This is a genomic window from Rhizobium sp. CF142 (genome assembly GCF_000281145.1).
Taxonomy (GTDB): domain Bacteria; phylum Pseudomonadota; class Alphaproteobacteria; order Rhizobiales; family Rhizobiaceae; genus Rhizobium.
In genome coordinates, this window is sequence record NZ_AJWE01000042.1 from 86061 (window position 1) to 111955 (window position 25895).

Below are 25895 nucleotides of genomic sequence, written 5' to 3' on the forward strand. Positions count from 1 at the left end.
GTCTCTCTCCCATTTGTGAGTTCAGGTGCTGCCGGAAACCGGCGGTGCTTTCCGCGATCGGCTTTCTGGAAATCCAGTTGCCTTCGCGGATAAGTTCTGCTGCGGACGTCAGGACGATTTTGCCCGGCGCCCGTATTGGATGCTGTTCATGAGGACAGCGAGGACGATGACTGCGCCGGTGAAGACGGTCTGCCAGTAGGCCGAGACGCCGATGATGACGAGGCCATCCGACAGGAAGCCGATCACAAAGGCGCCGAGCATCGTGCCGCGCACCGTGCCGCGACCGCCCGTCAGCGCCGCACCGCCGATGACGACTGCCGCGATTGCCGTCAATTCGTAGGTCGTGCCGGCCGTTGGGCCGGCGGAGGTCAGCTGCGACGACAGGACCAGGCCAGCAATTGCCGCGCAGACGCCCGAGAGGACATAGACGATAATCTTGACGCGCTTGACCGGCACGCCCGAGAGATCGGCCGCACGCTCGTTGCCGCCGGAGGCATAAAGCCAGCGACCAAAGGCCGTGCGGCTAAGGACGATGCCGCAGATGATCGCGAGCACGGCGAGCACGATGACGCCGATCGGAATGCCCGCGAGACGGTTGAAGCCGAGCCAGTCGAAGCCGGTATTGCCAAGCTCCGGACGGCCGCCGAGATTGTTGTAGGTCAGGCCATTGGTCATCAGCAGCGCGATACCACGGGCGACGTAGAGTACGCCAAGCGAGGCGACGAAGGCCGGAACCTTCAAGTAGGCGACCAGCACGCCATTGACCGCGCCGACGACAGCGCCGAGGGCGCAGGTAATGACTACCACGGCCCAGACCGGCGGATAAAGAATGACGCCAAACGAACTCAGCGTCACGCCCTGCATGAGGAAGCCGGCAATGCAGCCGGCAAGCCCGAGCGTCGAGCCGACCGAAAGATCGATGCCACCATTCAGGATCACCAGCAGCATGCCGATCGCCAGGATGCCGAAGATGGCAACATGCGAGGCCATGGTCAGGAAGTTACTGAGGCTGAAGTAATAGGGTGACAGGAACGAGAAGACCGCGATGATGACGATGAGCGCGAAGAACGCGCGGCCTTCCAGAATCAGCCGCACGAGATTGGTGTTGCGCTTCTGCCCGTTGGAAACTGTTTTCTTTTCGGTGATATCAGTGACTGACATAATCAGTGCTCCATAATTCCGGGCTAGTGCGCGACCACAGCTTCGCCTGAGGCGGCCATGATCTTTTCCTTGGTGACGTCAGCGCCGAATTCAGCCGAGATCCGGCCGCGATGCATGACGATGATGCGGTGCGCGATGCTCAGGCATTCGTTGACCTCGGAAGTCGAGTAGATGACAGCGAGACCCTGCCGGGCACGTTCGGCCAGCAGCTTGAAGACTTCCGCCTTGGCGCCGATGTCGATGCCGCGGCTCGGCTCGTCGAGAAGAATGACCTTCGGGTCGGTCGCCAGCATCTTGCCGATAACCACCTTCTGCTGGTTGCCGCCCGACAGCGAGCCGATGGCGGCCTCTCCTCCATCGGTCTTGACGCGGACTTTGCGAATGGAGGCATCGACAAGCTCGCGCTCGCGACGGCTGGATGTGAACAGTCCCCTGGTAAAGGCGCCGATGCTGGCAAGCGACAGGTTGGAACCGACCGTCATCGTCTGGACGAGGCCGTCGCGCTGGCGATCCTCGGGCACCAGCACGAGGCCGCTTGCGATGCGTCCGGCGATGCTCAAATGCCCGACATCGTGGCCCTCAAGCCGAATGGCGCCGCTGCTTGCGCGCAACCGTCCGGCCACGCATTCCAGAAGCTCGGTGCGTCCGGCGCCCATCAGGCCGTAGATGCAGACGACCTCCCCGGCGCGCACGTCCAGCGAGAGACGGTCGACGGAATTGAAGGCCGATCCGGAGGGGCCTGGAACCGTCAGATTATCGATCGACAGCGCAGCCTTGCCGAATTCATAGCCTTCGGGCGGATTGCCGAGATCGAAATTGTCGCCCACCATGTTGCGGACGATCCATTCGAGATCGATGTCCTTGCGTTGCGCATAGGCCGTCATGGTGCCATCACGCAAGACGACGGCGTGATTGGTAATCTGCAGCGCTTCCTCAAGGTGATGTGAGATGTAGACGATCGACACGCCGCGATTCGTCAGATCGTGGATGACCTTGAAAAGCACTTCGACTTCGGCGGCGCTGAGCGCCGAGGTCGGCTCATCCATGATCAGGATACGCGAATTGACGGATAGCGCCCGGGCAATTTCGACAATCTGTTGCTGGCCGAGACGCAGATCTTCCACCTTGGTCAGTGGATCGATCTCCTCTTCCAGTTCTTCCATCAAAATGCGCGTCTGGCGCTCTTCTTCCGCGAAATCGACCACGCCGCCCTTGATGATCTCGCGGCCCATGAAGATATTGTCCCGCACGCTGAGATTAGGCGCGAGGCTGAGCTCCTGGTGAATGATCGAGATGCCGCATTCGCGGGCATGGGTCGAAGAGCTGAAGCTGATCGGCGCGCCGTCGAGAATGATTTCGCCCGACGTCGGCTGGACGACGCCCGAAAGGATCTTCATCAGCGTCGATTTGCCCGCCCCATTCTCACCGAACAACGTGGTGATCTGGCCGCGATGGATATCGAAATTGACGCCCTTGAGGGCATGCACGCTGCCATAGGATTTGGCGATATTGCGGGCAGCCAGGACGACCTCGCCAAGGACTTCGGGTGTGGAAATCGGCTCGCTCATTTGACGTCGACCTTGACCGGGGTTACGAGCCAGCTTTTCGGGTTGATGAGTTTGAAGACGCCGACGACGGTTGCCGTCTTGCCATCGATCTGGTCCGGATCAAGGCCGGCGAATACGGCTTTCTTCATCTCGTTATTGATGGCCGAGCCGGCATCCTGATACTGGATCTGATTGGTGAACTGACCGAATTCGATCGTGCCTGTGGCATCGCGGAGGTCCGTGCCATTGACCGCAGGGCCGGTCTGGACACGGACCACCGTCTCGGGAGGTAAGCCGTCGATCTTCATTTCATTGGTATTGGATTTGCGCGCGCCGAAGGTGCCGTTCAGCGTCACCGGGATGACCGGACCGGTGCTCGTAGCAACGCCGTATTTCTCGCCGGCAGCCTTCTTGTCCGCCACGATCGCCGTCGCCAGCTCAGACGCAGCCACGGCCCTCTTTTCGACATCCGCCTGGATCTTCGGAAACTGCTCGGCGCCGAAGGTTTCCGGAGAAAAGGCCTGCTGCCGCACATCGCTCTCCGAGCCGATCTTGACGACCTTGGTGTCGAGCGCGATTGCGCCGATGACCACGATTGCCGCAATGGCACTGACGATGATCTTCAAGTTGCCTTTGCCTGGCGCGGATGCTGCATGAGCGGGCTGAGTATTCATTGCTGACGACCTTTGCGGCTGGTCGGATCTATGTCGGAAGAGGATGAATCTGGCGAAAGCCTTGCGGCTGCGTCATCGAAGACGGGGCGCTTCGAAAACCGCATTGAGATGCGGAAACCTGCCTAGCCTGGCAGCGTGATGATGAGCGGGAAAAATGCACATCTGAACCTCCTCCATGTCGGACCGGCGCTTGTCTCCTCCAACCGCCTGGACCGCAATTCCTCTCAGCAGCGATGCCTGCGTGATAGATAAATGGTGTTTATGCCAAAAATCATGTTATCAAATAGTCCGTCTGTCAACAGGCGTTTTGTTAATTTTCGCTCAAAACATAACATTCTAAGTGTGCATGACGCGACGAGAAGAGGCCTGGTCTTAAACGTGCGCGCCGGTTGGGAAGGTGTCCATTCGCCGGGGTGCACGGAAATATATAATTGATTTAAAAGGGTAAATTAACCAGGAGCAAGCTCTCATGGCATGCAGCCGCCGCCGCAAATCGCTGAGGCTGTCGCCAATGCTCGTCGCGTTGGTTGGCTCTATTTTATCTGAAAAAAATTTCATTGCGAGAAAAATCTTACTGGAACAATGATATCTTTGTGTTATCTTTTTGATGAGGCTTATGGGAGGTTTTGAAAAGATCGGGTCTCAAGCTCTCGGAGCGCGATCTGTGCACCAGCTGACTTGCCCGTGAATTCGAAGTGTGGTCGCCTGCGCCCTTTGCTGGCGGTGCCGACCGGGAGGATATGAGACATGAAATCGACGCGCGTTTTGCCCCTCGTGACGCTCGACGTGATTGCCGGATAATCCGCGATGGATGTCAGCCAACAGGTCATTATCGGTATCGATGCGGGAACATCGGTCATCAAGGCGGTTGCCTTCGACCTTTCCGGCCGTCAGATCGCGGCCGCATCCGTTCGCAACAAATATTCAAGCGGCAGCGATGGTTCGGCCACGCAATCGCTCGCGCAGACCTGGGAGGATTGTGTCGGTGCGCTTCGCGGCCTTGGCGGGAAGGTCGCGGATCTTGCATCGCGCACCGCAGCGATCGCGGTGACGGGGCAGGGGGACGGAACATGGTTGGTGGGTTCCGGAAATCAGCCTGTCGCCGATGCCTGGCTCTGGCTCGACGCGCGTGCCGCGCCGACCGTGGTGTCACTTGCGGGCCAGGAAACAGACAGGGCACGTTTCGAGCAGACGGGCACGGGACTGAATACCTGCCAGCAGGGCGCGCAGCTCGCTCACATGGATCGGGTGGCGCCGGAGCTTCTGGACCGGGCGGAAACGGCGCTGCACTGCAAGGACTGGCTCTACCTCAATTTTACCGGTGTGCGGGCGACCGACCCTTCGGAGGCAAGCTTCACCTTTGGTGATTTCAGGACGCGGCGATATTCGCCTGTTGCCATCGACGCGCTCGGGTTGACGCATCGCCGCGCGCTTCTGCCCGATATTGTCGATGGAACAGAAATCAGCCATCCGCTGACGGCGGAAGCGGCGCAGGCCTGCGGCCTGCTGGCCGGCACGCCGGTCAGTCTCGGTTATGTCGACATGGTGATGACGGCGCTCGGCGCCGGTGTTCGCAGCGGTGGGCGCAACGCGGCCTGTTCGACGATCGGTTCGACCGGCGTGCATCTGCGTGCAAAGTCAGTGGCCGACGTCCATCTCAACCGTGAGGGCACGGGCTACGTCATTGCCCTGCCGATCCCGGGTACTGTTACCCAGGTGCAGACAAATATGGGTGCGACGATCAACATCGACTGGCTGCTGGAGATGGCCGCCTATCTGATGGCGGAGGCGGGAAAGCCTGTCACCCACGCCGAGCTCGTCGCCAGGATCGACCGCTGGTTTTTCGAAAGCCAGCCGGGGTCGGTCGTCTATCATCCCTATATTTCCGAGGCCGGAGAGCGTGGACCCTTCGTCAATGCCCAGGCCCGGGCGGGCTTTTCCGGTCTTTCGGTCCGCCACGGGTTTCCGGATCTCGTGCGCGCGGTTGTCGAAGGTCTGGCGCTCGCAACACGCGATTGTTACGCCGCCATGGGTGATATGCCGGAGGAGCTGCGCGTCACCGGCGGCGCCGTGCGCTCGAGTGCGTTGCGCCGCTCCCTGACCGCCTCCCTCAAGGCGCCGATCCGCCTGTCCCGCCGTGAAGAAACCGGAGCGGCTGGCGCCGCGATGATGGCTGCTGTGGCGATCGGTGCCTATAGGACAATGGACGAGTGCATCGCCGACTGGGTCACGCCGCTGCTCGGCGAAGCCGAGGAGCCGATCGGCGAGGAAGCCGCCCGCTTCAATCTGCTTTTTTCCGCTTATGCCGATATCCGGAGGGCCATGCCCCCCACCTGGGAAACACTGGCCAGAGCTGCGGCGACGCCGCCCGCAAAATGAATCGCTGATGCAACAGGCATCCGAGGGAGCATGACATGACCGAACCCGAAATCCTGGATCTTTTCGTCATCGGCGGTGGCATCAACGGCGCGGGAATTGCGCGCGACGCCGCCGGGCGCGGCTTGAAAGTCGCCTTATGCGAAAAGGACGACCTGGCGCAGGGCACCTCCTCCCGCTCGGGCAAGCTCGTGCATGGCGGCCTTCGCTATCTGGAGTATTACGAATTCCGCCTGGTGCGGGAGGCGCTGATCGAACGCGAGGTGCTGCTCAACGCGGCCCCGCATATCATCTGGCCGATGCGTTTCGTGCTGCCGCACAGTCCCGAGGATCGCCCCGCCTGGCTCGTCCGGCTCGGCCTCTTCCTTTACGATCATCTCGGAGGTCGCAAGAAGTTGCCTGGCACCCGCACGCTCAATCTGCTGCGTGATCCCGAAGGTACGCCCATACTCGATCAATATACCCGCGGTTTCGAATATTCGGATTGCTGGGTGGATGATGCCCGCCTCGTCACCTTGAATGCGGTGAGCGCGGCTGAGAAGGGTGCCCTGGTGCTCACCCGCTCGCCGGCGGTGTCGGCGCGCCGGGAAAACGGCCAATGGACGATCACGACGAAAAGCAGCACGAGCGGCGAGACGCGGACCTTCCGTGCCAAATGTCTCGTCAATTGCGCCGGCCCGTGGGTCACCGACATCATCAACCGCGTCGCCGGCTCTAATTCCAGCCGCAATGTGCGTCTCGTCAAGGGCAGCCACATCATCGTGCCGAAATTCTGGGCCGGCTCCAACGCTTACCTGGTTCAAAACCACGACAAACGCGTCATCTTCATCAACCCTTATGAGGGCGACAAGGCGCTGATCGGCACGACCGACATCGCCTATGAGGGCCGGGCCGAAGACGTGGCGGCCGATGAGGCGGAAATCGACTATCTGCTGAAGGCGGTGAACCGCTATTTCAAGGAGAAGCTGCGCCGTCAGGATGTGCTGCACAGCTTCTCCGGCGTGCGCCCGCTGTTTGACGACGGCAAGGGCAATCCTTCGGCGGTGACCCGCGACTACGTGTTCGATCTTGACGAGACCGGCGGAGCGCCGCTTCTCAATGTCTTCGGCGGCAAGATCACGACATTCAGAGAGCTTGCCGAACGTGGCATGCAGCGCCTCAAACACGTCTTCCCGAATATGGGCGGCGACTGGACGGAAAAAGCGCCGCTGCCGGGTGGAGAGATGCCCAATGCCGACTACGAGACCTTCGCCAACAGCCTGCGTGACACCTATCCCTGGATGCCGCGAAAACTCGTCCATCACTATGGCCGTCTCTATGGCACACGCACGAAGAACCTGGTTGCCGGGGCAACGGACCTGCAAGGTCTCGGGCGCTATTTCGGCGGGCAGCTTTACGAGGCGGAAGCCCGTTATCTCGCCGCCAGCGAATGGGCGGAGACGGCCGAGGACATCCTCTATCGCCGCACCAAGCACTACCTGCATCTGAGCGAGGCCGAGCGGGCAGCCTTTGCCGACTGGTTTGCTTCATCCCATCTTGCCGCTGCCTGAGGAGGTCTTGATGCCGCTTTCGCTTTCGCTGAATACCAATCCGCTGGTGAACCGTTTTGCCGACCCGGGCGACCTGATCGAGACGGTGGCGCGGGACCTGCGCATCCGCGATCTTCAGCTGACGCATGAATTCATCAATCCGAGCTGGCAGGCTCCGGTTATCCGCCGCCTGACCCGCCAGATGAAAACAGCGTTGGAGCGTACCGGCGTTCGCGTTACCTCGGGCATGACCGGGCCTTATGGACGGCTGAACCACTTTGGGCATCCGGATGCGGAGGTCCGCCGCTATTACGTGGATTGGTTCAAGACCTTCGCAGACATTACCGCCGACCTCGGCGGACATTCCGTAGGCACGCAATTTGCGATCTTCACCTACAAGGACTTCGACGATGCAAGCCGCCGCGAGGAACTGATCAAGATCGCTATCGACTGCTGGTGCGAAGTCGCAGAGCATGCCAGGGCCGCCGGTCTTTCCTATGTCTTCTGGGAGCCGATGAGCATCGGCCGCGAATTCGGCGACACGATCGAATCCTGCCTTGCGTTGCAGGCACGACTGACTACCGCCCATATGGCGGTGCCGATGTGGATGATGGCCGATATCGACCATGGCGACGTCACCTCCGACAATCCCGACGACTACGATCCCTATGCCTGGGCGCGGGCCGTACCGAAGCTGTCGCCAATCATCCATATCAAGCAGAGCCTGATGGACAAGGGCGGCCACCGGCCGTTCACGGCGGAATTCAATGCCAAGGGCCGGATCCAACCCGCGCCGCTGCTGGAAGCTTTCGCGGCAGGCGGCGCCGATGACAATGAGATCTGCCTCGAACTTTCCTTCAAGGAACGCGAGCCGAATGATCGCGAGGTTATCGCGCAGATTGCCGAGAGCGTCGCCTTCTGGGCGCCGCATATCGACACCGGCGCCGCGGACTTGAAGATATGAGCCGGCGATTTACAAAGGCTTGTTGTCAGGCGGTATAGCCGTCGAAGAAATGGGAAGGGTGCGGCGATGACGGATGCCGATGATACGCTTGCCGTGCGGGCCGCCTGGCTTCACTACGCCGGTGGGCTGACACAGTCCGACGTTGCCCGGCGCCTCGGCATCCCCTCGGTCAAGGCGCATCGGCTCATCGCGCGGGCCGTCGCCGATGGCGTCGTCAAGGTCACGATCGACGGCGATATCGTCGAATGCGTCGAACTGGAGACGCGGCTCGCCGAGCGTTTCGGATTGCAATATTGCGAGGTCGCGCCCGATCTTGGCGAAGAGGGACTGCCGCTGCGCGCGCTCGGTCATGCGGGAGCTGGTTATCTGAAGCGCGAGATCGAACACGGTGAGCACGCAGTCATTGGTCTTGGTCACGGCCGCACGCTTTCGGCTGCCGTTCAATATATGCCGCGGACGAATGCCAAGGATATGCGCTTCGTTTCCCTGCTTGGCGGCCTCACGCGAAACTACGGCGCCAATCCCTATGACGTCATGCACCGTATCGCGGAAAAGACCGGCACACATGCCTATGTCATGCCGGTTCCCTTCTTCGCCAACACTGCCGAGGATCGGGAGGTGCTCAGGGCGCAACGCGGCGTCAAGGAAGTGTTCGATCTCGCCAATGACGCCGACCTGAAGCTCGTTGGCTTGGGGACGGTGGACGCCGAGGCCCAGCTGGTGCTCTCCGGCCTGGTCGAGCCGGGCGAGATCGAGGACATCGCCGCCGCTGGTGGCGTCGGCGAAATCCTCGGCCACTTTTTCAATGCGGATGGCCAGATCCTCGATACAGCTCTGACCGGCCGCACGCTTTCGGCGTCCTTTCCGACGACGAAGAAGGAGCGCCTCGTGGCCCTGGCGGGCGGACAGGCCAAGGTGGCCGCGATAAGGGCCATCCTGCGCAGCCGCCGTCTTCACGGGCTCATTACTGATGAACGGACCGCGCGTGCGCTCCTGGATTGATGATTTCTGCCCCATGTTTTGGCGCATAATCACACCGGTTAATGTTGAAATTCACATTTTAGATGTTATATTGTTATCGAACCGGGATTGAAACGTATGAAGCGAGAAGAGCGCCAGCAGCTGATCGTCAATCTGCTCGTTGAGGACAAGACGGTCGAAGTGGACGATCTTGCCGAACGGTTTTCCGTCTCCAAGATGACTATTCACCGCGATCTCGATGACCTCGAACAGGCAGGTGTCTTGCGCAAGGTACGCGGTGGCGCGACGATCGATGCCGGAACGCAATTCGAGAGCGATTTTCGCATTCGTGAACGTCAGGGCGGCGAAGCCAAGGTTGCGATGGCGCAGGAAGCGCTGGCCCTGGTCGAACCTGGCATGACGGTCATGGTCAATGACGGCTCGATGGCCGCGGTACTCGGCGAGATGCTGCTGCGTAAGCGACCGCTGACGGTGATTACCAACAACGCAGCGATCATGGAGCGGTTGAAGGGGGAGAATGGCATAACCCTGATTGCGCTCGGAGGCATCTATTCCGCGAAATTCAACGCTTATCTCGGCGTCGTGACAGAAGAAGCGCTGTCACGCCTGAGGGCGGATATCGCGTTCATTTCGACGCCGGCGGTCAGCGGCAGGCTCGCCTATCACATGGACGACAATGTCGTGCGCGCCAAGCGGGCGATGATCTCGTCTTCGGCCAGAAGCTGCCTCCTGGTCAACCACCAGCGCATCGGCCACACGGCGTTGCATGTCATGGCGGATCTGGCTGATTTCGACACTATTATCACCGATAGCGCGCCAACGGCCGCTGTTCTCAACGAATTCGATCGGGTGGGCATCAAGCTCACCATCGCTCCAGCACAGGATCAGGCATGACGGAGAAACCGCGCTTCTGGATTGGCACCAGCTGGAAGATGAACAAGACGCTCGCGGAGGCCGAGCAATTCGCCCGCGGCCTCGAGGCGGCTGACGCTGCGCGCGATCCCATCATCCAGCGCTTCGTGATCCCGCCGTTTACCGCCGTGCGGGAGGTCAAGCGCATGCTTGCAAAGACCTCCGTCAAGGTCGGAGCGCAGAACATGCATTGGGCGGATCAGGGCGCCTGGACAGGCGAGGTCTCCCCCCTGATGCTGAAGGATTGCGATCTCGACATCGTCGAACTCGGTCACTCCGAGCGGCGCGAGTTTTTCGGCGAAACGGACGAGACTGTCGGGCTGAAGACGGAGGCGGCGGTTCGCCATGGCCTGATCCCGCTCATCTGTATCGGCGAAACCCTTGCTGACCGCGAGAGCGGAAAAGCCGCTGAAATCCTTGCAGTCCAGGTGCATGGGGCGCTTTCGAAGCTTTCCGACGAGCAGAAATCGGCGGAAATCCTCCTTGCCTATGAGCCCGTATGGGCGATCGGCGAAAAAGGCATCCCGGCGACGGCGGATTATGCGGATGCACGCCAGGCCGAGATCATTGCGGTCGCCGAAGCGGCGCTCGGGCGGAAAATCCCCTGCCTTTACGGCGGGTCGGTCAATCCGCAGAACTGCGAGGAACTGATTTCGAGCCCGCATATCGACGGGCTCTTCATCGGCCGTTCCGCCTGGAACGTCGAGGGCTATCTCGACATCCTTTCGAAATGCGCCGCCAAACTCCAAGGAGAAAGATGATGAAGCTTGCAATTGCTGGAGACAGCGCCGGCGAAGGTCTCGCCAAGGTGCTTGCCGAACACCTCAAGGATCGGTTCGACGTTCATGAGGTGTCACGCATCAACGACGGGCTCGACCCGTTCTATGCCAACCTTTCGGATCGCGTTGCCTCGGGCGTGATCGATGGCACCTATGACAAGGCAATCCTGGTCTGCGGCACCGGCATCGGCGTCTGCATCTCGGCCAATAAAGTGCCCGGCATTCGCGCGGCCCTGACGCATGACACCTATTCGGCCGAGCGTGCCGCTCTTTCCAATAACGCGCAGATCATCACGATGGGCGCTCGCGTCATCGGAACTGAGCTTGCGAAGTCGATCGCCGACGCATTCCTCGCTCAGACATTCGACGAAAACGGCCGTTCGGCCGGTAATGTCTCCGCGATCGATGAGCTCGACGCAAAATACAGCGCGCGTTGAGAGCGTCACGCAAGCGGCCGGCTGTCCGCCGGCCGCTGCAAGCGCACGAGCGTCGTCATCACCATCAACCTGTGAGCTTCAGGCGATGGGGTGCGATCACTGCGCGGTCATTTCACAATCCGTCCTAGGCCAATTTCTCGTGAACGACGGCATCTCTAAACGCCTCGGAGATGACACGATGACCGGCATCATTGGGGTGCGTGAAATCAGGCGAAGCCAGTGCGCCGTCGTCATATGCTTTCATCCGCTCGTAGACAGGCGCGTAGAAGATGCGAAAATGTTGCGCCAGTTCTCGTACGGCTTGGACATAGACTTCAAAGCCCTGGCGTGTCTGCCCGGTGAAGCCGGTGCTTCCAACTGAAAAACCTCGATCGAGAATATAGGGCGGACCGCCAATCGCAAGCCTTTCCGCATGGCCTGCCTCGATCAGTTTCTCCAGCATATTCGCATAGTCACGACGGAAGCTCTTCGCGTTCATGCTGTCCGGCGCGGCCGTATAGCGGGCGTCGTTGTAGCCGTAGAGGATGAGGATCGCGTCGCGATGCGGGGCGTCGAGCAGCGCCCCGGCAAACCGACTGACGCCGTTGTTCGCTCGCGCTTTGCCGTCGGCAAGCAATGAGGCCTGCAGCACCGTCCCTGGGATTGCGTGATTGTGGATCGGCAATCCGCCGACCTCTGCCGCAAACAGCGCCGGCCAGGCCAGATGGGGCCGGCTGGCGTTGAACCCGGCGGTGATGCTGTCGCCGAACACGCGGATTCCGGAAATCCCCAGCGATTTCAAATGCTCTGCGAATATCATCGATCGTCTCACATTTTCGCGCTTGACAGCAGTCAGGTAAATTTTGTTTATACGTATTAGCTGCTAATACGCATTAGCAGTCAAGGGGAGGCCTGGAGGATGCGACGTGGCAGGCACTAAGCGCTTGACTCAGCACGATATTGCGAAACTGGCTGGCGTCAGCCAGGCAACCGTCTCGCTTGTGCTGAACGGTGCACCGACGGCCTTGGCGCGTATTCCCCGGGAAACCCGCGAGCGCGTCCAACAGGTCATCCGCACGACGGGATATGTGGCCGATCCGATCGCCCGACGGATGGCCAAGGGTCTCAACCGCATTCTCGGCGTTTTCACCTACGAGCCGGCTTTCCCAAGCGAGCAGGCGGATTTCTTTGCGCCCTTCCTGCTCGGCATCGAGGAGGAAGCGCAGGCGCAGAATTATGACCTCTTGCTTCTGACTGGCGCCGGCGTCGGCCGGGAGCGCAAGATTTTTGCCGACGGCAACCGGCTGCGGATCGCCGATGGCTGTCTCGTCCTCGGCCGCGAATTCGATCGGGCCGAACTCAAGCGGCTGGTTACCGGCGATTATCCGTTCGTGGCGATCGGTCGACGTGAGGACGCTGGCGGACCCGTCCCTTACGTTGGTGGTGACTACACGAGTGGCACGCGCGCTCTTGTCGAAAAGGCGCGGGCACTCGGTCATGACCGGCTGGCCTTCATCGGTCCAAGCGGCTCGGCTGAATCCGTCGTCGACCGCTGGCGCGGATTTTCAGGCGCGATCATTGGAAGTGCTGAACTCGTTTTGCATGTGGATGAGGTCGGGCGAAGCGCCGCCGATACGCTCGATGCGATTGTCGCAAGCAGCGCGACGGCGGTTTTCTTCGTCGAACTGGCCGATGCGGTGCGTGTCGAAGCAGCCGCGCGCGAGCGCGGCCTGTCCATTCCGGGCGACTTTTCGGCCGTGGTGCTCGGCAGCCATGTGCGGGCCGAGCGCAGCCATGTGCAATTCACCTCCTTCAATATTCCTCGCGAGGAAATGGGGCGGCAGGCGACCGCGATGCTGGTGCGCCGCATCGAGGATGCCGCGCCCGTCGAACAAATTCTTCTGACCTGCGAACCCGTCGAGGGCCAAACCCTCGGACCAGCAAAGAAACGGACCTAAGAACGTGACAGACATGGCGGCAAAAGAGATGCGAGCGGATATTCTGGTGGTGGGCGGCGGCCTTGGCGGCGTCGCGGCGGCGCTTGGCGCCTGCCGGGCCGGCAAGAGCGTCATCATGACCGAGGAATTCGAATGGATCGGTGGCCAGTCGACCAGCCAGGGTGTGCCTTCCGACGAACATAGCTGGGTCGAGCAGTTTGGCATCACACGCTCCTATCGCAGGCTGCGCAATGGCGTGCGGCAATATTATCGCGACAACTATCCGCTGACCCAGGGCGCCCGTGCCTGGGGCGATCTCAATCCCGGCGGCGGCTGGGTGAGCCGCATCTGCGCCGAGCCGCGCGTCAGCCTGGCGGTCATGGAAGCAATGCTGATGCCCTATCGAGGCGCCGGCCGGCTTAGGGTGCTGCAGCCCTATCGTCCCGTCGCTGCTGATGTCGACGGCGACACCGTGCGCTCCATTACAGTCCGCCATCGCGATACTAACCGTGAGGTCGTCATCTCGGCCGATTACATCCTTGATGCTACAGAACTCGGCGATCTGCTGCCGATGACCGGCACGGATTATGTGAAGGGCTTCGAGGCGCGGTCCGATACCGGAGAGCCGAGCGCGCCCTCCGAAGCGCAGCCCGACAATGTTCAGGCAGTCTCGATCTGCTTTGCGGTCGATTGCGTCGACGGCGATCAGACGATCGACAAGCCCGACAGTTACGATTACTGGCGCAAATACCAGCCGCATTTCTGGGGTGGCCCACTGCTCGGCTTCACCGCGCCGCACCCGCGTACACTGGAATCAACCACGCGCTCCTTCACGCCCAATGTCGACGACAACCCTCTGCTCGTCGATGCCGATCAGCGCAAGGGTGGCGGTGACGAGAATCTCTGGCTCTTCCGCCGCATTGCGGCACGGCGCAATTTTGAGCCCGGCTTCTACCAGTCGGACATTTGCTTCGTAAACTGGCCGATGATCGACTACATGGACGGAACGATCATCGACGTGTCCGAGGAGGACAAGGCCCGACATCTGAAGGCCGCCGCTGATCTCTCCTATTCGGTCTTCTATTGGCTGCAGACAGAGGCGCCACGCATCGATGGCGGCCAGGGTTACCGGGGCTTGAGGCTTCGCGGCGACATCACCGGCACCGAACATGGCCTCGCCATGGCGCCCTATATCCGTGAAAGCCGCCGCATCAAGCCGGTCACCCGCATTACCGAGCAGGATCTCTCCTATGCGGTGCGCGGCGACAAGGGCGCGGTCACCTATCGCGACAGCATCGGCATCGGCATGTATCGTATCGACCTGCACCCCTCGACCGGCGGCGACAACTATATCGACGTGCCGTCCTGCCCCTTCGAGATTCCGCTCGGCGCTCTTCTGCCGCAGCGCATGACGAACCTCATTGCAGCCGGCAAGAATATCGGCACCACCCACATCACCAATGGCTGCTACCGCCTACACCCGGTCGAATGGAATATCGGCGAAGCGGCCGGCATGCTCGCGGCCCACTGCCTCGATAAGAGGCTGAAGCCTCACCAGGTCCAGGAAAACGACGCACATCTCCGCGACTTCCAGAGGGAAATCGTCCGGGAGGGCATCGAAATTCGCTGGCCGGTCATCGCGGCCTACTGAGCAGCCATTCGGACAACCCATCTTTGGAGGAGGAACGGGAATGAACAAGAATAGGACACTGAAATCGGCAATAGCGGCGCTTGCACTTACCGTGCCGCTTGCCTGGAGCGGCATCGCCAATGCGCAGGATGCCATCAACCTGCGCATGACCATTTGGAGCGCGGCAGAAGCGCATCTGAAGCTCTTCAACGAGATCGCCGCCGGCTTCAAGAAAGATCACCCCAACGTCACCGTGACCTTCGAGTCGCTGCCATTCGACAGCTATACGACAGCGCTCACCACCCAGATCGCCGGTGGTAATGCGCCTGATATGGCTTGGATTTTCGAGACGACGGCTTACGACTTCGTCAATTCCGGCGCGCTTTATCCGCTCACCGATACGCTGAAGGCAACACCGGGCTACAATCTCGACGAAGTGAGCGCGACGGCGACCGAGCGCTGGCAGAAGGACGGCACGCTTTATGCCTATCCCTTCTCCACCTCACCCTTTGCAGTATTCGTCAACAACGACCTGATCAAGGCGGCCGGGGCAAAGACACCTGCCGAGCTGATTGCCGCGGGCGAATGGACCTGGGAGAACGCGATCGCGACGGCTTCGGCCGTCGGCCAGAAGGGCAAGGGCGGCCTCATCGTGCGCGATTTCAACTATCAGATCTGGCAGAATCTCACTTCGATCTGGAACGGCTTTGGTGCTGCCCCCTGGAGCGCCGATGGCAAGACCTGCACGATGGCCGAGAAGCCGATGGTCGATGCGCTCACCTTCGTCCATGACGCGATCTTCAAGCAGAAGGCGATCCCCGGTCCCGGCGAAAACGTCGACTTCTTCGCCGGCAATGCGGCGATGACCATCACCCAGATCAGCCGCGCCTCGCTGCTGCCGAAAGACAAGCCCTTCTCCTGGGATCTCGTGCCGCTGCCGAAGGGGCCGGCTGGAGACTACGCGCTGATCGGCCAGGCCGGCATCGGCGTCATGCAGTCGGGCAAGAACGCCAAGACGGCCGCCGAATTCATCGCCTATATGACGAACGCGGAAAACTCGGCCAAGCTCAGCCAGTTCTTCCCCTCGGCCCGCAAGTCGCTGCTCAACGCCGAGGTGCTGAAGAAGACCAATCCGCTGCTCAGCCAGGAACAGATCGACAAGGTCGTCATCGCCGGCATCGCGACTGGCAAGGTCATTCCCGGCCATACGGGCTTTGCCCAGATCCAGCAGACCGTGCGCTCCGGCCTCGACGCTGTCTGGCGTCCGGATGCGGATGTCGCCGGCACGCTCCAGACGATCTGCGGCCAGATCGGCCCGCTGCTCAAGCGCTGAGGAATTTAAAATGGCTGTCGCACAGGATAACGCAACACTGGAAGGCCGCTCCTCGTCGCCGTTCTGGACGGTTGCGCGGCGCGACAGCCTCGCCGGTTTTCTGTTCATCGCTCCGCAGCTGATCGGCATCACCATCTTCGTGCTGATCCCGCTCGGTCTGGTCTTCTGGTATTCGCTGCACGAATGGAACGTGCTTGCTAATACCTTCACCTATACGGGCACGCAGAACTACCAGATGCTGATTGAGGATCCGAACCTGCTGCAGGTGCTCGGTTCGACCGCCATCTTCTCCGCCGGGCTTGTGGTTCTCAACCTGTCGCTGGCCTTGCTGCTGGCGGTGCTGTTGAACCAGAAACTCGCGGGCATCACGATCTTCCGGACGTTGTTCTTTTCGCCTGTTGTCGTGTCGCTGGTGGCCTGGACGATCGTCTGGGGGTTTCTGTTGCAGAAGAACGGCGGCATCAACGGCATGCTGCTGCTGTTTGGCATCGAGGGTCCTAACTGGCTGCGGGGTGAAACCACCGCGATGATCTCGGTCATCGTCGTGCAGGTGTTCAAGAATGTCGGCCTCAATATGATCCTGTTTCTTGCAGCCCTTCACGGCGTGCCGAACGAGCTCTATGAGGCGGCCCGCATCGATGGCGCCCCGCGGTTCAAGCAGTTCCACCGCATTACCCTGCCGCTGATCAGCCCGACTATCCTGCTCACCTCGATCATTACAATCGTCGGATCGCTGCAGGTCTTCGCGCAGATCGCGGTGCTCACACAGGGTGGGCCGGGCCTCTCGACGACGGTGCTCGTCTACTACCTCTACCAGCAGGCCTTCCAGTTCCATTTCTTCGGCTACGGCTCCACGCTGTCGATCCTGCTCTTCCTAATCGTCGCCATACTGACCTTCGCCCAGTGGCAATTGCGCAAGAGGATCGTATTCTATGAAAGCTGAGATCTCGCCGCGGATGAGGGTTATTCTCTACGGGCTGATGTGCGTGCTGCTCATCCCCTTCGTCTTCCCGACCTGGTGGATGGTCACCTCTTCGGTGAAGCCGATCAGCGATATCTTCGCCTTTCCGCCGCAACTTCTCCCGCAGAGCTATGACTGGACGACCTATGGCAAGGTCTTCGAGCTGCAGCCTTTCGTGAAACAATACTGGAACTCGGCCTATATCGCCGCCCTGGTGACAATCGGCACGATGGTCGTTTCGTCGATGGCCGGCTACGCTTTCGCACGTATCAGGTTTCCCTTCGCCAATACGATCTTCATGGTCGTGCTGCTCGGCCTTTTGATCCCGTCGGAAGTCACGATCGTGCCGCTCTTCCAGATGTTTTTGAAGGCGGGCATGGTCAACACCCATTGGCCGCTGATCCTTGTGCCGATCTTCGGAGCGCCGAGTGTTTTTGCCACCTTCGTCATGCGGCAGTTTTTCGTGACGCTGCCGGTCGAGCTTGAAGAGGCAGCTCGCGTCGATGGTCTCGGGCGTTTCAAGATCTTCCGCAAGATCGCCCTGCCGCTTGCCAGGCCGGCACTGGCTTCCGTTGCGATCTTCACCTTCCTGCACTCCTGGAATCTCTATCTCGAACCGATCGTGTTCCTGTCGAGCGCGGATAAATTCACTCTGCCCCAGGCGCTCACCCAATATACCGACGCCTATGGCGGGCCGATGTGGAATATCCAGCTCGCCGCAGCAACACTCACGGCGCTGCCCGTCCTCATCGTCTTCATCATCGCGCAGAAGCAATTCGTCGAAGGCCTCGCGCATACCGGCCTCAAGGGCTGAAGAACCGGATTTTCCTCATGGCTGACGTTACCCTTTCCCGTGTCCGCAAGAGCTATGGCGCTCTCGACATCATTCATGGCGCTGACCTCGGCATCCGAGACGGCGAATTCGTCGTGCTGGTCGGGCCTTCGGGCTGCGGCAAGTCCACTTTGCTCAGGATGATCGCCGGGCTTGAGACGATTACCGGCGGCGATATCAGGATCGGCGGACGAGTGGTCAACGATCTCGACCCAAAGGATCGCGACATCGCCATGGTCTTCCAAAACTACGCGCTCTATCCGCATATGACGGTCGCGACCAATATGGGCTTCTCGTTGGAGCATCGCGGTAGCAGCAAGGTGCAGATCGCTGAGCGGGTGACATGGGCAGCCGATATCCTCGGCCTGTCTCACCTGCTCGATCGTTATCCGCGCCAGCTCTCCGGCGGCCAGCGCCAGCGCGTCGCCATGGGGCGGGCGATCGTTCGCAATCCACAGGTCTTTCTGTTCGACGAGCCGTTGTCGAACCTCGACGCCAAGCTGCGCGTTGTCATGCGTGGCGAAATCAAGAGCCTGCACCAGAGGCTCAAGACCACGACCATTTATGTCACCCATGACCAGGTGGAAGCCATGACCATGGCCGACAAGATCGTCGTGCTGAACGCTGGCAGAGTGGAGCAGATTGGCGCGCCGCTCGACCTCTATGACCGCCCGGCCAACCAGTTCGTGGCCGGTTTCATCGGATCGCCATCCATGAATTTCCTGAACGGCACAATCACCGATAAGGGGTTTGCAGCACCCGGCATTGTCTTGCCACTGCCACAAACTGCACCTGAATTGAGCGACCGCGAGGCTGTTTACGGCATCCGGCCCGAACATTTCTCGCTCAACGACGCTGGCGTGCCGGCCGAGATCATCCTGGTCGAGCCGATGGGTTCGGAAACCCAGGTGACGATGAAGCTCGGCGAGACGCAGGTCACCGGCGTCTTTCGTGAGCGCGTATTAATGTCTCCGGGCGTGACGATCCGCGTCCGGCCGGAGCTTTCCAATATCCACCTCTTCGCGGCCGATGGCGGCCAGCGTCTGAACTGAGGCCGTTCCCATGCCGACCTATCCGGAAACCAGGCTCACAAAAGCACTACGCGACGGTGATTTCCCGGTCATCGTCTCGCTCGCGCGTCACGATCTCGACTTCGCCAAGGCTGCCATCGAGGCTGGTGCCTTTGCGATCAAGGTCCATCTCAACGCCTATCATCGCGCCACCGGCACGACCTTCGGCAGCTTTGCCGAAGAGCGACCGTTTTTCGAGGATCTTGCAACGCTCGGCGTGCCGCTTCTTGTCATGGCCGGGCAGGAAAGGGTTCCTAGCCCACAAGAGATGGACGCGCTCGCCGATCTAGGCTTCGAGGGCTTCAACATCTATGTCAGCGACATGCAGCCGCATCTGCTGCAATCGAAGTTGCGGCCCATTCCTGCGCTTGGCGAGGCGAGTACGGACGAGGACTTGATGAGGATTCTCGACATTCCCGGCGCGATGATGGAAGCCTCGGTTGCTTCCTTTGCCGACTATGGAAAGCCGCTCGACGAGACCGATCTTGATCGCTACCGGACCATCGCGAGCAAGGCGGGTATTCCGGTCATCGCGCCAAGCCAGAAGAAGTTTGTGCCTGATGATGTGCCGAAGCTGAGGGACGCGGGCATCGCGGCCCCTCTGCTTGGCGTTATCGTGACCGGCACAACGCCGGAGAGCATGAGAGCGGCGGTCAAGCCGATCGTCGCTGCAGCGCGACGATAAATTTCAGCGCCGATCGCCGCGGTCTTACTCCGCGGCCAGTTTCGCCTGGTCATTGGCCTCGACAATCGACTGCAGGACGGAGAGTTCCTCTGCCGTCAGATCCGTGAGCGGCGCGCGCACGGCGCCCGGATCGCGGCCGATGACTTTCAGCCCGGCCTTGATGATGGAGACTGCATAGCCCTTCTTGCGGTTGCGCAGCGCGACGAAGGGGAAGAAGAAATCCTTCAAGATCTGGTCGACGGTCTTCTGGTCGCCTGCCCTGAGCGCCTTGTAGAAGCGTTGCGAAAGAGCCGGCACGAAGTTGAAGACCGCCGAGGAGTAGGTGGTAACGCCGGCGGCGAAATAGGCCTGAGCGTAGACTTCGTGGGTCGGCATGCCGCCGACATAGACGAGCCGGTCGCCAATCTTGGTGGTGATCTCGATGACCCGATCGACATCGCCGACACCGTCCTTGAACCCGACGAGATTGGGGCACTCATCGCAAAGCTGAGCGATGCTGTCGGCCGACAGGATCGCGTTGTCCCTGTTATAGACGATCACGCCGATCCCGACCGACTGGCAGACAGCCTTCACATGGGCGACAAGCCCGGCCTGCTCGGCAAACATCAGATAGGGCGGAAGAAGGAGCAGGCCATCGGCACCGGCCTTTTCCGCAGCGCGCGCAATATCGATGGCAAGTGACGTGCCATAGCCAGTGCCGGAGATGATCGGCGTTTTGCCTGCCGCAGCCTTGGCGGCGCGAATGACGGCGGGGATTTCGGCCGGATTGAGGGAGAAAAATTCACCCGTGCCCCCAGCGGCAAAAAGTGCGCTGGCATCAAAACCGGCAAGCCAGTTCACATGGTCGCGGTATGCGGCTTCGTTGAACTTGTTCTCGCTGTCGAAATGCGTGACCGGGAAGGAGAGGAGGCCGTCGCCCACGGCTTTCTTGATGGCGTTGGGATCCATGTTGAATTCCTTGAATAATTGCTGATTGAAGGTGAGCGCGTCGCTCACATATGACCGGCTTCCATCGCTTCGAGCACCGCGGCGATGTAACCGTAGCAGAAGCTGAAGGCGACGCCCGTCGCGTCGCGACCGCTGATGCGCGGCACATGGTCTGGCATGACCATATATTTGTAGCCGACCTCGCGGTAGACCTTCAGCGACCGCACCATGTCCATGTCGCCTTCATCGGGAAAGGTTTCCATGAAGGAGAGCTTGCCGCCGCTGATGTTGCGGAAGTGCAGGTTGAAGATCTTTCCGCGCGCGCCGAACCAGCGGATGATGTCGTCGATCTCCTCGCGCGGATTGTCGAGCATCTCGCCGATCGAACCCTGGCAGAAATTCAGGCCATGATAGGGGCTTTCGCGCATCTGCACGAATTTCTTCAGTCCATCGACAGTGCCGAGGACCCGGGTGACGCCACGATAGCCCGGCGGCGTATAGGGATCATGCGGATGGCAGGCGAGGCGCACCCTGTTGCTCTCTGCAACGGGAACCACGCGCTCCAGGAAATAGTCGATACGCTCCCAGTTCTCATCTTCCGAGAGGACGCCGGCAAGACCGGGCGCAGCCCGCTGATCGGCCTGGTCCCAGCGAAAGGCCTCGTTCAGAGAACCGCCACGACCTTTTTCAAGCTCCGTCCGGGGAATGCCGATGAGGTTGAGATTGTATTTCGTCGCAGGAATGCCAGCCTTCGCGCAATTCTCGATCATCCGGCAGACAGCATCGATCTGCCGGTCGCGTTCCGGACCAGCCAGCAGGATGTCGGGATAGGATGCGTTTTCGATCGGCTTGGAGGGCAGGGGAAGCTGGATCATGTCCAGAACGAGACCGAAGCTCTCCACGTGATCGCGATGACGCTCGAGATCCTCCAGCGTCCAGCTCGACGGCGCACCCGGCGGGTCAGCGGAAATATGCTTTACGCCCAGCTGGGCAAAAACGCGAAAATCATCGTCGTCCCGCGCGGCGACCTGGGTTCCCAAATACACGATTAACCTCCCGATCATTCAAACAATGTCATATGACATAATATGAATTTCGGAAGTTGTCGAGCCTCATTGCTGCTCTGCAAGCATCCGGTATCGTCGCTGGCTCGCCATCATATGCGCGCGCATGGCCTGTCTCGCACGGTCAGGGTCCTGCTCGGCGATAGCCGCCAGGATCTCACCATGCTCTGCATGAACTTTTTCGAGATAGGCGCGGTCGTTGGCTTCCGGCAAGGTCGGGAATTGACCGCGCGGGATCGCGCGCGGCCCGAAATGACGCAGGGCGTCGATGTAGAATCTGTTGTTCGAGGCGTTGGCTATGGCAGTATGGAATTCATAATCGGCCTCCACCGTAGGCTCGCCGCTCTCGATGAGTTGGGCCATTTTCCGGTTGGCGAGCCGAATTGCCGCCTCCTGTTCGGCTGTTCTGCGATAGGCCGCAATAGCGGCAGCTTCTCCTTCGACCGCCATACGAAATTCCAGCAATTCCAGTGTTTCCGGAATGCTCTTTACCTCGACCGGCGTCAGAATCAGCCCGCCATGTGCCTTGGGATCGGACACGAAGACGCCCTTGCCTTGAACGGGCCGGACGAATCCGGCCGCGCGCAGGTCGGCGATCGCCTCCCGCACGACCGTGCGGCTGACACCGAAGGCCGCCTCAAGCTGGGGTTCGGTTGGAAGCTGATCTCCCTCGCGAAGCTTTCCCGTCTCGATCTGCATGCGCAACTGGTCGATCACCTGCTGCGCCAAGCGCTGCCTGCCACGCGTGCCCGCCACCATTTCGTCGTTCCCCATTTTATTCGCCTCTGTCCGCATGACGCTTGCAAAGCGCGTTGAAAAATCATAATACGACATACGGACGACATATTATGTCTTGTATAGTAACTCAGGGAGGAGTTGCAATGAAGCATTTTTCCAGAAGCTTGTTTGTTGGTGTCGCATTCTGCGCGCTGACCTTGGCGGCGCCGGCACTTCAGGCGGCCACGCCTGCCGATCAGCTGGTGATCGGCACCTCGCTTGCCCAGGTTCTTTCGCTGGACCCACAGCAAGCGACGGAGGCCAAGGCCAACGAAATCATGTCGAACCTCTACGATCGCTTGGTTGCCTCGACGCCTGACGGCAAGATCGTGCCGCAGCTTGCCGAAAGCTGGCAGGTCGATGACAAGGGGATCACGTTCAAGCTGCGCGAAGCGACTTTCGCCTCCGGAAATCCGGTGACGTCCAAGGACGTCGTCTATTCGCTCGCCCGTTTGCTGAAGCTTGATCAGGCCGCAGCCGCCAACCTGAAGCGTGTCGGCTATACGAAGGACAATATCGATCAACTGGTCAAAGCCGTCGACGACAAGACGGTGCGCATCGATCTTTCGGGCGAGGTAACATCGGAGCTTCTGCTTTACCGTCTGGCCATGGTCATTGCGAGCGTCGTCGACAGCGTTGAGGTCCAGAAGCATGTCGCCAACGACGACTATGGCAATGCTTGGCTGAGAACGCATTCGGCCGGCTCAGGACCGTTCACGTTGAACCGCTGGGCGCCCAATGAACTCGTCATTCTCGACGCCAACAAGAACTATGTTGCTGGTGCTCCGAAGATGCGCCGCGTCATCGTCCGCCATGTTCCCGAAAGCCAGGTGGAACGCCTGATGCTGGAACGCGGCGATATCGACATAGCAAGTGCAATGACCGCGTCGGATCTCGCCACCTTCGATAACAAGAAGGGCTTCGAGATCCAGCGTGTGCCCACAGGTGGCTTCTACGTGCTGTCGATGAATGCCGGTAACAAATACCTGTCGAACCCGAAGGTGCGCGAAGCGATCGCCTACGGTATCGACTACAAGGGGATCGAGAAGACTATCATGGGTCCTTACGGGCGTGCGCGTACCGTGCCTGTTCCCGAGAACTTCGAATATGCAATCCCAAGCCCCGATTGGCACCTCGATGTCGCCAAGGCGAAGGAGCTTCTTGCCGAAGCCGGCTTCAAGGATGGCTTTTCGGTCAGTCTGAAAACCATCGCACAGACGCCCCGCATCGATCTTGCCACCGCAATCCAGGCTTCGCTCGCTCAGATCGGCATCAAGGTCGACATCCAGCAGGGCAACGGATCCGACATCATCGCGGCCCACCGGGCCCGGAATTTCGATCTCCTCATTCCGCAGACAGGCGCCTACATGCCGAATGTGCTCGGGGCGATGGAGCAGTTCGCCTCCAATCCCGACAATTCTCTCGAGGCAAACAATGCAGGTAACTTCGTTTGGCGCTCGGCATGGGACATTCCCGAACTGACGGCTCTGACGGCAAAAGCCTCGCTCGAGGCAGACCCGAAGAAACGCGGCGAACTCTACGTCGAGATGCAGAAGATGTTCGTGGATCAGAAGCCGGCCGTTCTGCCGATGTTCGAGCGCTTCGAGCCCATCGTGCTGAATAGTGACGTCCATGGCTATGTCGGCCATCCGAACCAGACGACGCGCCTTGAGGGCGTCACGAAAGCCGAGACCGATTAAGCAAGGTCGCCGATCATGAAGGAACTCTCCGTCAAGGAACTTGCGCGTCGGGTGGCACACCTGGCCGTCAGCCTGTTCATCCTGCTGTGCGTCACTTTCGTGATCGGCCGTATTCTTCCTGCCGATCCTGTCGGAGCGATCGTCGGCGAGCTGGCAGACCCGGCCGCCTATGCCGCCATGCGCCAGAAGCTTGGTCTGGACCTGCCGATCTACCAGCAGTTCCTGATCTACCTGAATGGCCTGGCGCATGGCGATTTCGGAACGGCGGTGCTGACTGGCAATCCGGTCTCTTCGGATCTTGCCCAGGCATTTCCCGCAACCTTCGAACTCGCCACCCTGGCGATCCTGATCTCGACCTTCGTCGGCGTTCCGCTCGGGCTGACGGCGGCGCTCTTTCGAGACACTTTTATCGACAAGATCGCCCGGATCGTGGCGCTTGTCGGTCATTCGATCCCGGTCTTCTGGTTCGGGATCGTCGGCCTAGTGATCTTCTACGCCGGACTGAACTGGGTAGGAGGTCCCGGGCGTGTCGATGTCTTCTACGAGGGCATGGTGACACCGCAAACGGGACTGCTGCTTGTCGACAGCCTGCTGCAGGGAGAGACGGAGATCTTCTGGAATGCGGCTGGTCACATCATCCTGCCGGCTGTCATCCTGGCCTATGCCGCCATGGCCTATATTACCCGCATGACCCGCAGCTTCACTCTTGAGCAATTGAGCCAGGATTATGTGATTGCCGCGCGTGCAAAGGGTGTCGGCCCGGCCCGTACCGTCATCGGTCACGTCCTGCCGAATATCGCCGTCCAGTTGATCACCATCCTGGCTATTTCCTATGGCGGCCTCCTGGAAGGCGCCGTCGTGACAGAGATCGTCTTTTCCTGGCCGGGTATCGGTCAATATATGACGAACGCACTCATGATCGGCGACATGAATGCCGTCGTTGCCGCCACCATCATCATCGGCTTTATCTTCATGTTCCTCAATTTCCTGGCGGACATCGCCTATGCGATATTCGATCCGCGGACGCGGGAGGCTGCGCAATGAGCGATGCAATCCAAACCGACCTCACTGTGCGCCCACCGAGCCTGCCTGCACGGATCTCAGGCTCGATGATGCGGATCGTCTCAAGGCTGGGGCAGGAACCGCTCGGCATGGCCGGTTTTGTTATCCTGGCTATCCTCTGCGTCGTCGCGATCCTTGCGCCTTTGCTCGCGCCCTATGATCCCAACATCCAGGTCCTGTCCGATGCGCTGCAGCCGCCGAGTGCCGCGCATTGGGCGGGCACCGATGAGTTCGGCCGGGATATTCTGAGCCGCTTGATCTACGGAACGCGGATCACCGTCCAGACTGTCCTTTCGATCTCCCTGATCGTCGGTCCGATTGGCCTGCTGATCGGTGTCGTCGCCGGCTTCTTCGGTGGTCGCACGGACGCGCTCTTGATGCGGGCAACGGATATCGTCCTGTCCTTTCCCTCGCTGATCCTGGCGCTGGCATTCGCCGCCGCACTCGGGGCCGGGCTGACGACGGCAATCATCGCCATTTCGCTCACGGCATGGCCACCGATCGCCCGCCTGGCGCGCGCCGAGGCGCTGGTCGTCAGAAATGCCGACTATGTTGCGGCAGGCCGCCTCTCTTGCGCC

General features: G+C 60.4%; 24 protein-coding genes. 17 read left to right on the plus strand and 7 right to left on the minus strand.

The window, feature by feature from the left end:
• Positions 1-108 precede the first annotated feature (108 nt).
• From PMI11_RS11820 to PMI11_RS11830, 3 genes are read right to left on the minus strand one after another with little or no spacing between them, the layout of a single operon-like run.
• The gene (locus PMI11_RS11820) at positions 109-1161 is read right to left on the minus strand and encodes an ABC transporter permease (protein ID WP_007817054.1); all 1053 of its coding nucleotides are present in this window, start codon (positions 1159-1161) and stop codon (positions 109-111) included.
• Between the two features lie 23 nt (positions 1162-1184).
• A complete protein-coding gene (locus PMI11_RS11825) occupies positions 1185-2729 on the minus strand; it encodes a sugar ABC transporter ATP-binding protein (RefSeq protein WP_007817056.1) in 1545 nt (514 codons plus the stop codon).
• Positions 2726-3382 (minus strand): DUF2291 family protein, encoded by a 657-nt coding sequence (locus PMI11_RS11830; protein WP_007817059.1) that lies wholly within the window; start codon positions 3380-3382, stop codon positions 2726-2728. Before PMI11_RS11830 ends, PMI11_RS11825 begins: the two co-directional genes overlap by 4 nt.
• A gap of 807 nt (positions 3383-4189) precedes the next feature.
• Here PMI11_RS11830 and PMI11_RS11835 point away from each other — a divergent pair.
• The 7 genes from PMI11_RS11835 to PMI11_RS11865 all read left to right on the plus strand — a co-directional run bounded on the left by PMI11_RS11835 (position 4190) and on the right by PMI11_RS11865 (position 11360).
• Positions 4190-5761: an FGGY-family carbohydrate kinase gene (locus PMI11_RS11835; protein ID WP_007817061.1), complete on the plus strand. Its 1572-nt coding sequence runs from the start codon at positions 4190-4192 to the stop codon at positions 5759-5761.
• A 35-nt stretch (positions 5762-5796) separates the two neighbouring features.
• Positions 5797-7308, plus strand: coding sequence for a glycerol-3-phosphate dehydrogenase (locus tag PMI11_RS11840; RefSeq protein ID WP_007817064.1), 1512 nt, complete (start codon positions 5797-5799; stop codon positions 7306-7308).
• A 10-nt stretch (positions 7309-7318) separates the two neighbouring features.
• Positions 7319-8251 (plus strand): sugar phosphate isomerase/epimerase family protein, encoded by a 933-nt coding sequence (locus PMI11_RS11845; RefSeq protein WP_007817066.1) that lies wholly within the window; start codon positions 7319-7321, stop codon positions 8249-8251.
• A 66-nt stretch (positions 8252-8317) separates the two neighbouring features.
• Positions 8318-9253 carry a sugar-binding transcriptional regulator gene (locus PMI11_RS11850; protein WP_007817068.1) on the plus strand — a complete coding sequence of 312 codons (936 nt, stop codon included), beginning with the start codon at positions 8318-8320 and terminating at the stop codon, positions 9251-9253.
• 96 nt (positions 9254-9349) lie between these two features.
• Complete coding sequence (locus PMI11_RS11855; protein ID WP_007817070.1) at positions 9350-10126, plus strand: DeoR/GlpR family DNA-binding transcription regulator; 777 nt, start codon at positions 9350-9352, stop codon at positions 10124-10126.
• On the plus strand, positions 10123-10905 hold the full coding sequence (locus tag PMI11_RS11860; RefSeq protein WP_007817072.1) for a triose-phosphate isomerase: 783 nt from the start codon (positions 10123-10125) through the stop codon (positions 10903-10905). The genes PMI11_RS11855 and PMI11_RS11860 overlap by 4 nt, the downstream gene beginning before the upstream one ends.
• A complete protein-coding gene (locus tag PMI11_RS11865) occupies positions 10905-11360 on the plus strand; it encodes a D-erythrulose-4-phosphate isomerase (protein WP_007817073.1) in 456 nt (151 codons plus the stop codon). Before PMI11_RS11860 ends, PMI11_RS11865 begins: the two co-directional genes overlap by 1 nt.
• Positions 11361-11484: 124 nt before the next feature.
• Here the strand turns inward: PMI11_RS11865 and PMI11_RS11870 are convergent, their stop codons facing one another.
• Positions 11485-12159 (minus strand): SGNH/GDSL hydrolase family protein, encoded by a 675-nt coding sequence (locus PMI11_RS11870; RefSeq protein ID WP_007817075.1) that lies wholly within the window; start codon positions 12157-12159, stop codon positions 11485-11487.
• 106 nt (positions 12160-12265) lie between these two features.
• Here PMI11_RS11870 and PMI11_RS11875 point away from each other — a divergent pair, with 106 nt between their 5' ends.
• Genes PMI11_RS11875 through PMI11_RS11905 form a run of 7 tightly spaced genes read left to right on the plus strand, consistent with a single transcriptional unit; the run spans position 12266 to position 19787 of the window.
• Complete coding sequence (locus tag PMI11_RS11875; protein ID WP_007817077.1) at positions 12266-13297, plus strand: LacI family DNA-binding transcriptional regulator; 1032 nt, start codon at positions 12266-12268, stop codon at positions 13295-13297.
• Between the two features lie 28 nt (positions 13298-13325).
• Positions 13326-14927, plus strand: a complete 1602-nt coding sequence (locus PMI11_RS11880; RefSeq protein ID WP_037071181.1) for an FAD-dependent oxidoreductase — start codon at positions 13326-13328, stop codon at positions 14925-14927.
• Between the two features lie 40 nt (positions 14928-14967).
• On the plus strand, positions 14968-16239 hold the full coding sequence (locus PMI11_RS11885) for an ABC transporter substrate-binding protein (protein ID WP_007817082.1): 1272 nt from the start codon (positions 14968-14970) through the stop codon (positions 16237-16239).
• Between the two features lie 10 nt (positions 16240-16249).
• Positions 16250-17182 carry a carbohydrate ABC transporter permease gene (locus PMI11_RS11890; RefSeq protein ID WP_007817084.1) on the plus strand — a complete coding sequence of 311 codons (933 nt, stop codon included), beginning with the start codon at positions 16250-16252 and terminating at the stop codon, positions 17180-17182.
• Positions 17172-18014 (plus strand): carbohydrate ABC transporter permease, encoded by an 843-nt coding sequence (locus PMI11_RS11895; protein ID WP_007817087.1) that lies wholly within the window; start codon positions 17172-17174, stop codon positions 18012-18014. The genes PMI11_RS11890 and PMI11_RS11895 overlap by 11 nt, the downstream gene beginning before the upstream one ends.
• Before the next feature lie 17 nt (positions 18015-18031).
• Positions 18032-19084, plus strand: coding sequence for an ABC transporter ATP-binding protein (ugpC, locus tag PMI11_RS11900; protein ID WP_007817089.1), 1053 nt, complete (start codon positions 18032-18034; stop codon positions 19082-19084).
• Positions 19085-19094: 10 nt separating this feature from the next.
• Entirely contained in the window at positions 19095-19787 is a 693-nt protein-coding gene (locus tag PMI11_RS11905; protein ID WP_007817091.1) for a hypothetical protein, read from the plus strand.
• 24 nt (positions 19788-19811) lie between these two features.
• Here PMI11_RS11905 and kdgD read toward each other — a convergent pair whose 3' ends face one another.
• From kdgD to PMI11_RS11920, 3 genes are all read right to left on the minus strand, one after another.
• Positions 19812-20735 (minus strand): 5-dehydro-4-deoxyglucarate dehydratase, encoded by a 924-nt coding sequence (kdgD, locus tag PMI11_RS11910; protein ID WP_007817093.1) that lies wholly within the window; start codon positions 20733-20735, stop codon positions 19812-19814.
• A gap of 44 nt (positions 20736-20779) precedes the next feature.
• The gene (locus tag PMI11_RS11915; RefSeq protein ID WP_007817095.1) at positions 20780-21760 is read right to left on the minus strand and encodes a mannonate dehydratase; all 981 of its coding nucleotides are present in this window, start codon (positions 21758-21760) and stop codon (positions 20780-20782) included.
• Positions 21761-21826: 66 nt separating this feature from the next.
• Positions 21827-22537 carry a FadR/GntR family transcriptional regulator gene (locus PMI11_RS11920; RefSeq protein ID WP_037071184.1) on the minus strand — a complete coding sequence of 237 codons (711 nt, stop codon included), beginning with the start codon at positions 22535-22537 and terminating at the stop codon, positions 21827-21829.
• A gap of 122 nt (positions 22538-22659) precedes the next feature.
• Between PMI11_RS11920 and PMI11_RS11925 the strand changes: the two genes are divergently transcribed.
• From PMI11_RS11925 to PMI11_RS11935, 3 genes are all read left to right on the plus strand, one after another.
• On the plus strand, positions 22660-24255 hold the full coding sequence (locus tag PMI11_RS11925; protein WP_007817100.1) for an ABC transporter substrate-binding protein: 1596 nt from the start codon (positions 22660-22662) through the stop codon (positions 24253-24255).
• Positions 24256-24270: 15 nt separating this feature from the next.
• Positions 24271-25299, plus strand: a complete 1029-nt coding sequence (locus PMI11_RS11930; RefSeq protein ID WP_007817103.1) for an ABC transporter permease — start codon at positions 24271-24273, stop codon at positions 25297-25299.
• Positions 25296-25895: ABC transporter permease (locus PMI11_RS11935; RefSeq protein ID WP_007817105.1), on the plus strand; the 600-nt coding region annotated here is incomplete at its 3' end. The genes PMI11_RS11930 and PMI11_RS11935, both read left to right, overlap by 4 nt.

Coding starts and splice junctions, on each gene's coding strand:
- PMI11_RS11865 (WP_007817073.1), top strand. CDS start 10,905: ATGAAGCTTGCAATTGCTGGAGACAGCGCCGGCGAAGGTCTCGCCAAG.
- PMI11_RS11905 (WP_007817091.1), top strand. CDS start 19,095: ATGCCGACCTATCCGGAAACCAGGCTCACAAAAGCACTACGCGACGGT.
- PMI11_RS11895 (WP_007817087.1), top strand. CDS start 17,172: ATGAAAGCTGAGATCTCGCCGCGGATGAGGGTTATTCTCTACGGGCTG.
- PMI11_RS11870 (WP_007817075.1), bottom strand. CDS start 12,159: ATGATATTCGCAGAGCATTTGAAATCGCTGGGGATTTCCGGAATCCGC.
- kdgD (WP_007817093.1), bottom strand. CDS start 20,735: ATGGATCCCAACGCCATCAAGAAAGCCGTGGGCGACGGCCTCCTCTCC.
- PMI11_RS11840 (WP_007817064.1), top strand. CDS start 5,797: ATGACCGAACCCGAAATCCTGGATCTTTTCGTCATCGGCGGTGGCATC.
- PMI11_RS11820 (WP_007817054.1), bottom strand. CDS start 1,161: ATGTCAGTCACTGATATCACCGAAAAGAAAACAGTTTCCAACGGGCAG.
- PMI11_RS11925 (WP_007817100.1), top strand. CDS start 22,660: ATGAAGCATTTTTCCAGAAGCTTGTTTGTTGGTGTCGCATTCTGCGCG.
- PMI11_RS11885 (WP_007817082.1), top strand. CDS start 14,968: ATGAACAAGAATAGGACACTGAAATCGGCAATAGCGGCGCTTGCACTT.
- ugpC (WP_007817089.1), top strand. CDS start 18,032: ATGGCTGACGTTACCCTTTCCCGTGTCCGCAAGAGCTATGGCGCTCTC.
- PMI11_RS11830 (WP_007817059.1), bottom strand. CDS start 3,382: ATGAATACTCAGCCCGCTCATGCAGCATCCGCGCCAGGCAAAGGCAAC.
- PMI11_RS11920 (WP_037071184.1), bottom strand. CDS start 22,537: ATGGTGGCGGGCACGCGTGGCAGGCAGCGCTTGGCGCAGCAGGTGATC.
- PMI11_RS11855 (WP_007817070.1), top strand. CDS start 9,350: ATGAAGCGAGAAGAGCGCCAGCAGCTGATCGTCAATCTGCTCGTTGAG.
- PMI11_RS11845 (WP_007817066.1), top strand. CDS start 7,319: ATGCCGCTTTCGCTTTCGCTGAATACCAATCCGCTGGTGAACCGTTTT.
- PMI11_RS11880 (WP_037071181.1), top strand. CDS start 13,326: ATGCGAGCGGATATTCTGGTGGTGGGCGGCGGCCTTGGCGGCGTCGCG.
- PMI11_RS11850 (WP_007817068.1), top strand. CDS start 8,318: ATGACGGATGCCGATGATACGCTTGCCGTGCGGGCCGCCTGGCTTCAC.
- PMI11_RS11930 (WP_007817103.1), top strand. CDS start 24,271: ATGAAGGAACTCTCCGTCAAGGAACTTGCGCGTCGGGTGGCACACCTG.
- PMI11_RS11860 (WP_007817072.1), top strand. CDS start 10,123: ATGACGGAGAAACCGCGCTTCTGGATTGGCACCAGCTGGAAGATGAAC.
- PMI11_RS11835 (WP_007817061.1), top strand. CDS start 4,190: ATGGATGTCAGCCAACAGGTCATTATCGGTATCGATGCGGGAACATCG.
- PMI11_RS11890 (WP_007817084.1), top strand. CDS start 16,250: ATGGCTGTCGCACAGGATAACGCAACACTGGAAGGCCGCTCCTCGTCG.
- PMI11_RS11825 (WP_007817056.1), bottom strand. CDS start 2,729: ATGAGCGAGCCGATTTCCACACCCGAAGTCCTTGGCGAGGTCGTCCTG.